The organism is Paraburkholderia sediminicola (assembly GCF_046026855.1).
Taxonomy (GTDB): Bacteria; Pseudomonadota; Gammaproteobacteria; order Burkholderiales; family Burkholderiaceae; genus Paraburkholderia; species Paraburkholderia sediminicola_A.
This window is the reverse complement of record NZ_JAQQET010000019.1, coordinates 41441-54445: the sequence shown is the minus strand read 5'-3', so window position 1 is coordinate 54445 and position 13005 is coordinate 41441. Positions and strand designations below refer to the sequence as shown.

Sequence of the window (13005 nt, the reverse complement as noted above, 5' to 3'; positions counted from 1 at the left end):
AAGAAAACGGGCTAGTACAGCGTCAGACTGATCGGTGCGAGCCCTTCGATGCGCCCGCTCGCCGTGCCCGCGCTCTGCGGAAAAAACATGCCGGTGTACGAACCGGTGGTGACGACCATCTCCGGCGTGATCGCGATGCCGCGCGACGTGGCGTGATTGACGAGCCATGTCAGCAGGCGTCGCGGATCACCCGCCGGATTAGCAGGCGTCGCTTCCACCACGTCGCGCCCTTCGAAGCTGAAACGTGCCGACGGCGCCACAAACGGAAAGTCCTCGCGATACGGCGTAAATTCACCGACGATCAGCGCACCGTGATTCTGCAAGTCCGCGAGTTGGGCGAGCTTGTCGACCTTGGGCCATGCTGCATAACGGCTCGCCACGATTTCGATGGTCGCGCCGATCGAGCCGATGCCCGCGTGCACTTCGGCTTCGCTATATGGAGTCGTGGAAGGCTCGAAGCGGCGACCGAAGCGGAATGCGATCTCCAACTCGAGCCCGAGCGGCGCGAAGGCTTCGCGCGGCAACCGTGCGCCGTCGGCGTGCAGATCGCGCGCAGGCAATGGTGCGCCCTGGATCGGGCCGCTGTCGGATTTCGCACCAATCTTCCAGCCGCCAATCGGCGCGTCCAGTATGCGCAGGATGTCGTGCTGGATCGCGTAGGCAGCCACGCCGTCTGCGGGCGTTTGCTCCGGCTGCAACGCATCGAGCGTCAGATGATCGCGGCGCGCCTCGGCAAGACGTTGACTCAATGGTGTTGTCATTTCTTTGAAGGCGAAGAGAGGGAACGGTGCATCTGGCTTACACACCCACTGTTGTAACGTGCGCGTCGGCCGCGTCGAGCTCGAATTTGCTTTCGGGCTGCATACGGAACGCGAGCACCACGCCAATCGCCATCAACAGCATGCTGCCGACGAACGGCAACTCCCAGCTACCGAAGTAGTCGATCAGAAATCCGCCGACCACCGGCGAGATGATCGCGGCCAGTGCCGAGCCGGTGTTCATCATGCCGCTCGCGGTGCCCGAGTATTCCGGCGCGATATCCATCGGGATCGCCCACATCGGGCCGATCGTCATTTCGGCGAAGAAGAAGCCTGACGCGAGACACGCCATCGACAAATACAGGTCGTGCGTGAACATCAGCGGAATCAGGGAGAGCAGACAAAAGAACATGCACACCGACACCATCCAGCTTCGCGCACGCTTCAGGCTGCGGGTCCGCGTGAAGATCCAGTCGGTCACGATGCCGCCGAGCGTATCGCCGAGTACTCCGGCAAAGAATACGACCGAAGCGAAGATCGCCGACTTTTGCAGTTGCAGGTGATAGCTGTGCAGGAAGTACTGCGGAATCCAGCTAAGGAACAGCCACAATGTCCAGCCGTAGCAGAAGTACACGATCGTGACCGGCCACATGCGGCGAAACAGTTTTCCCCACGGCACGCCGGCCACTTTCGCCTTCGGCGCGGGCAAGACTTCGAGTTCCTCGGTCGTGATACGCGGATGATCTTTCGGATGTTCGGTGAACGTGAACGACCACACCGCCACCCACAGCAGGCTGAACACGCCGCAGATATAGAACGATTCGCGCCAGCCCCAGGTCGCCATCACCAGCACGATCAAGCCGGGCGCAACCGCATTACCGATACGCGATGCCGCGTGGGTGATGCCCTGCGCGAAGCCGCGCTTTTCTTTCGCGACCCAACGCGCCATCGCGGATGTGGCGGCAGGAAACGTGGCGCCTTCGCCGAAACCAAGCAGCACGCGCGCGGCCAGCAACGAAACCAGGCCACCGGCGAGGCCGGTCAGCAAAGTCGCGACGCCCCAGATCGCGCCGCAGAAAATCAGCGTGCGTTTCGCACCGAAGCGGTCACTGACCCAGCCACCGATGATCTGAAAAATCAGATACGGATAAGCGAAGGCGGAAAACACCAGGCCCACTTCCGTATGGGAGAGGCCAAACTCCTTGCCGAAACCTGCTGCCGCGGTACTGACGTTGACGCGGTCCAGGTAAGTGATGAAGTACATGATGCATAGCATCACTAGAACGATACTGGTCGCACTGCTCACACGAAACCGCTTCATCGTCTCTCTCCATTGCAGTCTATCGACGGCGCGCCTGGAATGGCGCGCTGCGTCGTCGCCCGGCGACATATGCCGCGGGAACATCGCATGTTGTTCATGAGCCGCGTTCTATGCGCGGCCTCTTGAGGGAAGTACTCCCCGCCTTCCCTTGCTGCGAGATGCGCTGTTACGCTGTGGCTCGCCGTTGCGCTGAGGCATCGACGCGCTGAAGCGCTCAAGCCGCTGCTTTCATCCCTGAGGCTTGCGTCGGCTGGCTCAACCACTCCATAGCGGCAGGCAGGCCGCTTTCCTTGAGCGGTACGCCCGCGAGCCGCAGACCCATTTCGCAGCCGGCGAGCGTCGCCAGCAGCATCAGGTCGTTGCAGTCACCGAGGTGGCCGATGCGGAACATGCGGCCTTTCATCTTGCCGAGGCCAGTACCGAGCGACATATCGAAGCGTTCGTAGATGACCTTGCGCACCGCGTCGGCGTCGATGCCCTCGGGCATCATCACGCCGGTCAGCACCGGGCTATACACAGCGGGATCCGCGCACTGGATCTCCAGACCCCACGCGCGGACCGCCCGACGGGTGGCTTCAGCAAGACGCTCGTGACGGGCGAACACGTTGTCGAGCCCTTCGCCGAGAATCATCTCCAGCGCCTCATTGAGCCCGTACAGCAGGTTCGTGTTCGGCGTGTACGGCCAGTAGCCGGTCTTGTTCATCTCGACGATGTCGGTCCAGTCCCAGAAGCTGCGCGGCAGCCTGGCCTGCTTGCTGGCCGCGAACGCCTTCGGCGAGATCGCGTTGAAGCTGATACCCGGCGGCAGCATCAACCCCTTTTGCGAGCCCGACACGGTGACGTCGACGCCCCATTCGTCATGGCGATAGTCGGCGCAGGCGAGGCCCGAGATCGTGTCGACCAGCAGCAGCGCCGGGTGGCCGGCGACGTCGATCGCGCGGCGCACGGCAGCGATATCCGAGGTGACGCCCGTGGAAGTTTCGTTGTGAACGACGCACACCGCCTTGATCGCGTGCTGCGTGTCGGCGCGCAGTCGCTCCTCAATCATTTGCGGCTGAACCCCACGCCGCCAGCCTTCGATGCCAGGCAGGCCAAGGAACTCAGGCTTCAGCCCAAGACTTTCCGCCATCTTTTTCCACAACGTCGCGAAGTGACCGGTTTCGAACATCAACACGTTGTCGCCGGGGCTCAGCGTGTTCGACAGCGCCGCTTCCCATGCGCCGGTGCCGGACGCCGGATAGATCACCACCGGCTGCTGCGTCTTGAAGATTTTCTTGATGCCTTCGAGCACCTTCAGGCCGAGTTCGCCGAACTCGGGGCCGCGGTGGTCGATGGTGGGATAACTCATCGCACGGAGAATGCGATCGGGCACCGGGCTCGGACCCGGGATCTGCAGGAAGTGACGGCCAGCGGGGTGAAAGTCTAGCTTGAGCATTGGGCTCCTCCGATTGAATTTTGCATTCAAAAAACTATATCAGAGGAACTGTGACGCCCCCAAGACCAAAATTGCTTGCTGACACCGGTGTTTACCCGTGCTCTTAACTAATCTTTGAGCTTCCGATAGAATCTCGCTAACACGAAGTTGAGGGCTTTTGTATGCAAAATTCGGATTTCGATGCGGGTGTGACCGCTTCCCCACTGATGCCGAAGGTCGAGCGTCAGCGCTTGCACGACACGGTGGTGGAGCACATTCGCCGCTTTATCGTCGAAGGGGTACTTGAACCGGGCAAGAAACTGAACGAGCGCGAGTTATGCGAGACGCTTGGGATTTCGCGCACGCCGTTGCGGGAGGCGCTGAAGGTGCTGGCCGCCGAAGGGCTGATCGAGATTTCGCCGAACCGGGGCGCGTCGGTGTCGAAGATGTCGGAAGCGGAGTTGCGCGAGACCTTTGAATTGATGAGTGGTCTTGAGGCTTTTTCTGGCGAGTTGGCAGCGGAGCGGATGACGGCTGCGGAGCTTGCCGAGATCAAGGCGTTGCATTACGCGATGCTGGCTTGCCGGACGCAGAACGATCTGGCTGGGTACTACAGCCGCAACCAGGCGATTCACGACAAGATCAATGAGGCGGCGAGGAATTCAGCACTGCGGCAGACTTATGTCGCTGTTAATCGACGACTGCAGGCGCTGCGGTTTCGGTCGAATTTTCAGATCCCTAAGTGGGATAGCGCGATTCACGATCACGATGAGATGTTGAAGGCGCTTGAAGCGCGGGATGGGAAGAAGTTGAGCTCGATTCTTCGGCAGCATTTGCTGGATAAGCGGGATGCGGTTTTGCAGGTGCAGTCGCGAGAGGAGGCGGCGGGTTCGGTGTTGAAGGCATAAGTTTTTTGGATGCTCGGCGCTTTGTTTGGCTGTTTGCCTGCGGCGTTGGGCTTTCCTTGATCTGGTTTTTTTGGTCTTTGGCCTTTCCTTGAATTCTTATTGGTCTATTAGCGTTGCCCCTGTGCGGGGCGGCACTTACTTTCGTCGCCGCCGAGGCGAAGCCGATGGCTCCCACCGCGCCTCAACGAAGCCCTGGTTTTCCTGGCAGACCCATCCGCGACGCACGTAGTGTGGAGTGGGAGCTGATGAGCCCTTTGTCACACACGCCGAATGTGCGAGGGCACGGATTCCAGATGCACCACTACCGCGACTGTGCGGGGGACCCGCTTAAGAATTAGCGGGGTGAGCCGCTTTCTTTGCTTATCTTTCTTTGCGGCGGCAAAGAAAGTAAGTGCCTGCCCCGCACAGGGGCGAACGCTAATAGACCAAGAACAATTCAAGGAAAGGCCAACACCACAGACCAACAGCCAAACAAAGCGCCGAGCACCCAAAAAACTTGTCCCCACAAATTGTTGGCAAACCTGTGGACAACCCACCCACATCCCAACCAAGTTGTTGAAGCAACAGAAGTATCCTCTAGCGGCTCACGAGTAAGCATCGCTCAACCCCTGCGGCCAGGCGCGCCCAAAAAACCAGACAACAGCGCCGCCGCCCAAATCGCAACAACCTCACTCTCCAGTTGTCCACATAATTTGTGATCAAGCCTGTGGACAACTCGCGCACAGCCCAGTCAAGTCCTTGATGCTGCACGCGTATCTCCCATCGGCTCAGCCGCAGGCAGAAACCCCATCGTGTGATAAAAAGAAACCCCCACCCTAGCCACCCGTCGAGGCTCCCGCATGTCCACCGTCATGGCCTTCAAACTCGTCCTGCTGTCGCTCGGCGCGATGATCGGCCTCCAACTGCTCGCCAAGCGGCTACGACTCCCGCCGGCCGCGGCGCTTCTGGTCGGCGGCGCCGCGATGGCCTTTGTGCCTGGACTCCCTCGCATCAACCTCGATCCCGAGCTGGTCCTGGTCGTGTTCCTGCCGCCGCTCCTCATGGACGGCGCCTACTTCTCCGTATGGGACGAATTCAAGCGCAACCTCGGCGGCATCCTGCTGCTCGCAATCGGCGCCGTCGTCTTTACGACCCTCGCGGTCGGCCTGGTTGTGCATTGGGTCGTGCCGGCCTTACCGTGGAGCGCGTGCTTCGCGCTGGGCGCGATCGTCTCGCCGCCCGACGCCATCGCCGCGAAGGCTGTACTGGAACGCGTCGCGCTGCCGCGCCGGTTGATGGTGCTCCTCGAAGGCGAAAGCCTCCTCAACGACGCCGCCGGCATCGTGCTGGTCCGCTTCGCCGTCGCGGCTGCGCTGACCGGCACGTTCAGCGCTCAACACGCGGCCGGGCAGTTTGCCGTGCTCGGCCTGGGTGGCGTGGCGGTGGGCATCGCAATCGGCTTCGTGGTCGTCAAGCTGCTGCGCTACCTCGACGACGCCTACCTCATCATCACCGCATCCGCACTCTCTCCGTGGATCAGCTACATCGCAGGCGACATGCTGGACGTCTCGGGCGTCATCGCGACCGTCAGTTGCGGGATGGTGTTGGGCTGGCATCAGCATGAAGTTTTCTCTGCCTCGGTGCGCATGCGCGGCACGGCTTTCTGGCAAGTCCTGATCTTCCTGATGGAAGCGCTCGTGTTCCTTCTGATCGGACTATCGCTGCGCGGCGTGATCGTGCGACTAGGCGGCGTCGGCGATACGTTGAACGCGTTTGCACCCGCTGTCGGCGCAGTGATCGCAGCCGTCGTGCTGTCGCGCTTCGTGTGGGTCTTCGCCGTCGAATGGTTGAAGGGACTCGTGTGCAAGCTGATGCGGCGCGCAAACATTGCGCTCGACTGGCGCTCGTCAGCAGTGACGAGTTGGGCCGGCATGCGTGGCGTGGTGACGCTGGCGATCGCGCTCTCGTTGCCTGAGGCGATGCCGGGGCGCGATCTGATTCTGGTCGCGTCGTTCGCGGTGATTCTCGTGACCGTGCTCGGGCAAGGGACCACGATCGGCGCGCTGATTCGCTGGGTCAAACTGGATAGCGTGAAGGAGCGCAACGAACAGCATTTGACCGAGCCTCAGGCGTGGGCAAGACTCGAAGCGGCTCAACTTGCCGCGATCCAACCGCTTGTGCACGACGCCCAGGGACAAGTGATTCATCCGCGCCTGCTGGAGCAATATAGCTATCGAGCGCAGATGACGGAAACCTACCAGCATGTGACGGAATATCCCGCCGACGTTCGCGTCGCGCATTACGACGTTGTGCTCGCCGCCGTGGCAGCCGGTCGCAGCGAGTTGTTGCGGATGCATCGGTCAGGGATGATTCATGATGAACTGCTAACCGAACTGGAGCGAGATCTCGATTTGCAGGAGATCGCCGCGTTGCATGGCCGAGGATGACCGGGCCGCGTCTGAAGTGAGTCGACACGCGAACCGGTCGAACTGCGGTGAGCGTCAATGGCCTTTGAAAATATCCAGCAGCTGATTTTGCATTTGCATCATTTCATGCGCATGCTTCATCTCCATCTGCGCCATCGTGTCCTGATACTCCATTTCCATCTGCATCATTTTCTGCTCGATACCGATGGCCTGAGTACGCTGTTCAGGTGTCAGCTTGTCCATCATCATGCCGTAGTTCGGCGGCATCAGATACGTGCCGGCGCGCCCTATTCCCTGTGCCTGTACGGAGCCCGCTAAAAGCGCGAGTGGCAACAGGCTACACATCATTACAGCTCGAATCGATTTCATGTCATCTCCAGTCTCAAGTGAGTAGCCGGGTTTCAAAATCGGCTACATAGGCGACGTTCAAACGCTCAGACAGACAGGCCGCGGTCGATCCGCGGCACATGACGGGCCTGGATGCAACACCCGGGACCGACCGCTGCACACGATCGACCGGGTGTTTCATGGGTTTAGTCGCAAACGCTGACTGGAAATGACATGCTGGATGAAAATTGCACCGACGGTTTTTTTCTTCTGTGCGGCTGTCATTTTCGCCGCGGCACGCCGACTAATTAATCCTTCCACGCCGACCCGAGAATCATCGTGCAAAAGTTCTCACGATGGTAATGCGGGTCTTTCAGCGCCAGCACGTCCGCCTTCACGTTGCCGAAGGTCGTCTCCGGTTTATGAATCGTCCCGTGTGCGAATGCATCGATGATGCCTTCCTTGAAATGCGCGCCGCGCGGATGCGCATGCGTAACCTCATGACGTTGCTGCTCGCTGAACTCATCGTAAGCGAGGCCGAGTACGTCCATCTCCACGCCCGCGGTGACCAGCGCAACCACCGGCTTCATATATTGCGGAATCCCTGGCGTGGTGTGCAGCGCGATCGAGTTCCACACCTGCTCGATATCGTCTTCGCCGATGCCATGGCGCTGCAAAAAATCACGTGCGGCGTTCGCACCGTCCACCTCGAAGCGATCATGCTCGCTGCTATACGGCGCGACGAGCCCCATGTCATGAAACATCGCACCGATATACAGCAGTTCTGCATCGTATTTGAGTTGCTTGCGCGCGCCGGCCAGAGAACCGAACAGGAACACCCGGCGCGAATGGTGATACAACAGTTCGGTTTCGGTATCGCGCACGAGTTGCGTCGCTTCGCGCGCCATCATGCTGTCGGGAATCTGGATGCCTGCGATCGTGGTCATGCAAAGTACTCCATGAAAGACTTGAATGAACCGGGCGCGCGATCTTTGTGAGCCGATGGCGCGTTTGGTATGCTGGTCCGCGATGCGCTTTCTGACCGCGTTTCTGACTGATTAAGCAGCGCATCCGATGAAATCCAGTATTGGTCAGCGCACTGTCGCAGGCAATCGCCGTGCACCGTCGAACACTGCCAAACGCACCACGTTGACTGCCGCGGATTGCGGGCTCCGTCCATCGTCAAAGGAAGTCATTCGATGCCTACCGTCGCAATCGCGATCTTTCCTGGTGTGCAGGCGCTCGACGTCGCCGGTCCGGTCGATGTGTTCTCCGAAGCCAACCGGTTCATCGCGCCGCCGGATCGCTATAAGGTCACGCTGCTCAGCGCGGAGCCGGGTTCGCTGCGTGCGTCCAACGGCATGATGCTGACCGCCGATGCCACTTTCGGGAAAGCGCGCCGCCCGTTCGACCTTGCGCTGGTGGCGGGCGGCCCCGCGCTGCCCGACGATGCCTCGCCCGACACGCGTTTGCTGGAATGGTTGTCGCAAGCCGCCACGCAATGCGAGCGTTATGGCTCGATCTGCACCGGCGCATTCGCGCTCGGCCACGCGGGACTGCTCGACGCGCGCAATGTCACCACGCACTGGCAGCACGCGGCGCAACTCGCCGAGCAATTTCCGCAGGCACGTGTCGATTTCGACCGGATCTATCTGCGCGACGGCAACCTGGTCACGTCAGCGGGCGTGACGGCGGGCATCGATCTGTCGCTCGCGTTGGTCGCCGAGGATCACGGGCCGCACACGGCGCTCGCGGTCGCCAAGCGGTTGGTGGTATTTGCACAGCGACTGGGCGGCCAATCGCAGTTCAGCCCCTACCTGACCGCATCAGCCGACGAGACCTCGCCGGTCGCCAAAGTGCAGGCGCACGTAATGGAGCGGATTCGCGAAAGCTTCACGGTCAAACAACTGGCAGATGTCGCAGGAATGAGCGCACGGAATTTCGCCCGCGTGTTCGTGCAGGAGACCAAGGTGACGCCGCACGAATTCGTCGAACGCGCACGCGTGGATGCGGCGCGCAAGTTGCTGGAAAGCAGCGGCGCGGCGCTCAAGACGATTGCCTACGACTGCGGTTTCGGCACGGCGGACCGGATGCGCATCGTCTTCACGAAACGGATCGGCGTAACGCCGATGCAATATCGCGAGCGCTTTCGCTCTACCTGACTGCGGCATGAACAGGATATGAAGGCGGCGACAGCGGGTTAAGCGCGCGGCATGAGCGCGACTGGAGCGCCGCCGGAATACGGCTTGAAGTATGGCGCCGCTGCAAGCATCCGATATAGCGTGAGAAAATGACGGTCTTCTCAAGCCAACGATCACCAGGAACGACATGTCCACTTCTTCTCCGATCCGCGCGATCGTTACCGGCCACACTCGCGGCCTCGGCGCATCCCTTGCTGAACAACTGCTGGCGCGCGGCGTCGCGGTGCTAGGTTTGTCCCGCTCGCGTCACGCCACACTCAAAGAGCGCTTCCCGGCGCTGCTCGAAGAAATCGAACTTGAGCTTGCCGATCCCTCGCGCGTCGCACAATGGGTCGCAACCGATGCACTGCGCAGCTTCGTCAGCGGCGCGCGGAGCGTACTGCTGATCAACAACGCGGGTATGGTTCAGCCAATCGGTCCGATCGAAGGCCAGGACGCCACGGACATCGCGACCGCCGTGAGTCTGAACGTGGCCACGCCGTTGATGCTGGCGAGCGCGCTCGCCGCAGCCAGCGCCGACGCAACCGATCGGCGCATCATGCATATTTCCAGCGGCGCGGCGCGCAACGCCTATCCCGGCTGGAGCATCTACTGCGCGACCAAGGCCGCACTCGATCATCACGCACGCGCCGTTGCACTCGACGCGAATCGTGCGCTGCGTATTTGCAGCCTGGCGCCGGGCGTCATCGATACGAATATGCAGGCGGAAATTCGCGGCAGCGGCACCGAGCAGTTCCCGATGCGCGAAAAATTCGAAGACCTCAAACGCAACGGCCAACTGTCGACACCGGAACAATGCGCCACCCAGTTGCTCGATTACGCTTTCAGTGATGCGTTCGGGCAAACGCCGGTGGCCGACATTCGCGAGGTCGCGAAACAGGCCTGACTCGCGAGCGCCATGCTCCTGTAAAACCTCACCTTTCGGCTGATACGCCGACGCTCACACGCCGGGCGCGACCATCGCGCCGCGCTCGGCCGCCCCAATTTCGCCGTGCGGCACGAACACATAGCCACGCCCCCACACTGTCTGAACATAGCGTGGCTCGGAAGGATCGATCTCGATCAGCCGTCGCAGCCGCCAGATCGATACGTCGAGGCTGCGCCCTTGATGCAGCACGCTATTGCCGCGTAATTTCTCGTTGAGTTGCACACGAGTGAGTACGGTCATCGCGTGATTGACGAAGATTTTCAGCAATGCGAACTCGGAACTGCGCAGCGCGAAATGCTCGTTATCGCGGCGCAATTCGCGTGCAGAGAAGTTCAGCTCGCAACGTCCGAAGCGATACGGCGGCCGCGTTTCCGGCGCGCCTGGCGCAAGCGCGCCGCGCCGGCGCAGCAATACGCGAATGCGGGCGAGCAGCTCGGCAGGGTCGGCGGGCTTGCTCATAAAATCGTCGGCGCCAAGCTCAAGACCAATCACACGATCGATCGCCTTGCTGCTCGCCGACAGCAAAATCACCGGCACGTCATTGCTGCTCATGCGCAAGTCGCGCAATACGGCAAGGCCATCACCGTGTGGTGCTGAGATGTCGAGCACCAGCAACGCCGGCCGTTCCATCTCGACCACGTGCTTCAGTCCGGCGCAATGCGGACGTGCGGACACACCGCAGCCCTGCCCGCGTAAAGATTCGCCCACGACGGCCGTTAAGCCGGCGTCGGCGCCTACAAAAAGAATGTGCTGACTCATCCAACTGATTCCAGGAGACGATCGGTTTTCAGAGACAGGCGATGGCTTGCGGGAATAGCTAATCCGCTGACCGCTTGTCGTCCGCGTCGCCATCTTCCCTGTATGCGGGTGTTCTCAAAACGGGGAACAGCCCCCAAGGTTGGCAATTTCTTCCCAACTCTTTCAATACGGAACGTGATAAGGGACGACTCGTAATGTCACGGTACGATGCGCGGATCGGCTCCCGAAAAGTCTCACCTTTGGCACGGAGCGATTGGGGTTCGGTGCGAAGTACCCATTGGGCGGCTCCCGAAAACGCTCACCTCAAGGGTTTGGGGGCAGGCCGCAAAGGCATGCTGGGCGGGGCACCGGTGTTCCCGAACAGGCTACTCCCGCAAACCCTCACCTTTGGAGAGGGTCGAGTAATCTGCATACCCAGGTAAGAGGCGGTGCGTGTCAGTCACTCCGCGCGGCGGGGAGCGGTGCACTTTCGGGCTTGCCCAAATCGTCGCAAGGACGACGGCGCCGAACAACGGCACCAGCCGTTGAACGGCATCAGTGTGTCGAGTGCGAATCGATCTTGCCGCTCACCGCTTTCAATCCGAAGCTCGCGACCAGCGAGAGCGCAGCGCACGCCGCCATGAAATACCCAGGCGCGGCAACATTACCCGTCGACGAAATCAGCCACGTGGCGATCAACGGCGCGGTGCCGCTAAATACGGTGAAGCTGACATTAAACGTCAACGCGACGCCGCTGAAACGCACGCGGGTCGGAAACATGTCGGCAATGATGCAGGCGAACGTGCCGTTGGCAAGGCACGCGGCCACACCGGCCAATGCAAGCAGCAGCACGACATCGATCGTATGGTGGCTTGCTGCCAGATAGAACGGATAGCTCAGCACCATCAGGAGCAGTGAGCCGAAACGCAGCACAAAGCGCCTCGGCAGTTTGTCGCCGAGCCAGCCGGATAGCAGAATGCCCGTCGACACCACCGCGAGACCGACGTTCTGCCCGATCGCCACGCGGCGCGGGTCGTAGTGCAACACGCGATCGAGGTAAGCCGGCATGTGCGCGAACAGCAAGCCGTTGAAAGCGGCAACCACGGCTGTCGTGCCAATGCCGAGCAGCACAGGCCGCCAGTGCTCGCGCAACAGTTCTGCCAGCGGATGCTTCGCAGCGAGATGCTTCATCTCTGCGAACGCCGGCGTTTCTTCGAGTTTGCGGCGCAGCCAGAAACTCAGCAAGCCGATTGCGCCACCGAACAGGAACGCAATACGCCAGCCGTATGCCGCGACATCGTCGCCACTCAAAAAACTGTGCACCGAGAGATTGACGGCCGCCGCCAGCAACACGCCGGAGTTCACGCAAAAGAACACAATGCCGCACACAAGTCCCGCACGCCGCGGCACCGTTTCGACCACGTAGGTAATCGAACCGGGCAACTCTCCACCGAGGCAAAAACCTTGCAGGAGACGCAGCAGGATCATCAGCAGGGTGGCGCTGATGCCCCACGTCGCGTAGGTCGGCACGATACCCATGCCGATGGTGCACATCGACACGACGATCACCGACACGATGAACACGCGCCGACGTCCGTACCGGTCGCCGAAATAGCTCAGCACGATACCGCCTACCGGCCGCGAGAGATAGCCGATCGCAAACACGGCGAATGACAGCATCAAGCCGACGATCGGATCGCGCATTGGAAAAAACGCGCGACCGATAAACTGCGCGAAAATGCCGTAGACGACGAAATCGTAGAACTCGAGCGCGCCGCCAAGACTCGCGAGGATGATCATGCGCCACTGCGAGCGCGTAAGCCGCGCCGGGGCCTCTTCCGAAAATCTGGCGGATTCAAGACTGGACATGATTGTCTCCTGCGCGACCCGGCATGGCTCATTGCCATGTTCGCCGCGTTGCGATTGCCGTTGCCGTTGCCGTTGCCGTTGCCGTTGCCGTTGCCGTTGCCGTTGCCGTTGCCGTTGCCGTTGCCGTTGCCGTTGC

At 61.0% G+C, this 13005-nt stretch carries 11 protein-coding genes; 4 read left to right on the top strand and 7 right to left on the bottom strand.

From position 1 onward, the window contains the following. Nucleotides 1-11: 11 nt before the first annotated feature. The 3 genes from PQR40_RS21385 to PQR40_RS21375 all read right to left on the bottom strand — a co-directional run bounded on the left by PQR40_RS21385 (nt 12) and on the right by PQR40_RS21375 (nt 3514). Complete coding sequence (locus tag PQR40_RS21385; RefSeq protein ID WP_408509821.1) at nt 12-761, bottom strand: 2-keto-4-pentenoate hydratase; 750 nt, start codon at nt 759-761, stop codon at nt 12-14. Between the two features lie 37 nt (nt 762-798). Next, a complete protein-coding gene (locus PQR40_RS21380; protein ID WP_408240161.1) occupies nt 799-2079 on the bottom strand; it encodes an MFS transporter in 1281 nt (426 codons plus the stop codon). Nucleotides 2080-2293: 214 nt separating this feature from the next. Further along, nucleotides 2294-3514 carry a pyridoxal-phosphate-dependent aminotransferase family protein gene (locus PQR40_RS21375; RefSeq protein WP_408509820.1) on the bottom strand — a complete coding sequence of 407 codons (1221 nt, stop codon included), beginning with the start codon at nt 3512-3514 and terminating at the stop codon, nt 2294-2296. Between the two features lie 161 nt (nt 3515-3675). Between PQR40_RS21375 and PQR40_RS21370 the strand changes: the two genes are divergently transcribed. Together PQR40_RS21370 and PQR40_RS21365 are read left to right on the top strand one after the other, a co-directional pair. Continuing rightward, nucleotides 3676-4401 carry a GntR family transcriptional regulator gene (locus PQR40_RS21370; protein WP_408240167.1) on the top strand — a complete coding sequence of 242 codons (726 nt, stop codon included), beginning with the start codon at nt 3676-3678 and terminating at the stop codon, nt 4399-4401. 839 nt (nt 4402-5240) lie between these two features. Next, the gene (locus tag PQR40_RS21365; RefSeq protein WP_408240681.1) at nt 5241-6827 is read left to right on the top strand and encodes a Na+/H+ antiporter; all 1587 of its coding nucleotides are present in this window, start codon (nt 5241-5243) and stop codon (nt 6825-6827) included. A gap of 54 nt (nt 6828-6881) precedes the next feature. Here PQR40_RS21365 and PQR40_RS21360 read toward each other — a convergent pair whose 3' ends face one another. Then, entirely contained in the window at nt 6882-7175 is a 294-nt protein-coding gene (locus PQR40_RS21360; protein WP_097394929.1) for a hypothetical protein, read from the bottom strand. Between the two features lie 266 nt (nt 7176-7441). Further along, entirely contained in the window at nt 7442-8080 is a 639-nt protein-coding gene (locus PQR40_RS21355; protein WP_408240684.1) for an HD domain-containing protein, read from the bottom strand. Nucleotides 8081-8332: 252 nt separating this feature from the next. Here PQR40_RS21355 and PQR40_RS21350 point away from each other — a divergent pair, with 252 nt between their 5' ends. Further along, nucleotides 8333-9295, top strand: coding sequence for a GlxA family transcriptional regulator (locus PQR40_RS21350; RefSeq protein ID WP_408509819.1), 963 nt, complete (start codon nt 8333-8335; stop codon nt 9293-9295). A gap of 166 nt (nt 9296-9461) precedes the next feature. Continuing rightward, on the top strand, nt 9462-10220 hold the full coding sequence (locus PQR40_RS21345) for an SDR family oxidoreductase (RefSeq protein ID WP_408509818.1): 759 nt from the start codon (nt 9462-9464) through the stop codon (nt 10218-10220). Between the two features lie 54 nt (nt 10221-10274). On the opposite strand, the gene PQR40_RS21340 is transcribed toward PQR40_RS21345, so the two are convergent. Both PQR40_RS21340 and PQR40_RS21335 read right to left on the bottom strand, forming a co-directional pair. Beyond that, nucleotides 10275-11021 (bottom strand): winged helix-turn-helix domain-containing protein, encoded by a 747-nt coding sequence (locus PQR40_RS21340; RefSeq protein WP_408240693.1) that lies wholly within the window; start codon nt 11019-11021, stop codon nt 10275-10277. A 534-nt stretch (nt 11022-11555) separates the two neighbouring features. Beyond that, the gene (locus PQR40_RS21335; RefSeq protein WP_408240696.1) at nt 11556-12869 is read right to left on the bottom strand and encodes an MFS transporter; all 1314 of its coding nucleotides are present in this window, start codon (nt 12867-12869) and stop codon (nt 11556-11558) included. Between the last annotated feature and the right edge of the window lie 136 nt (nt 12870-13005).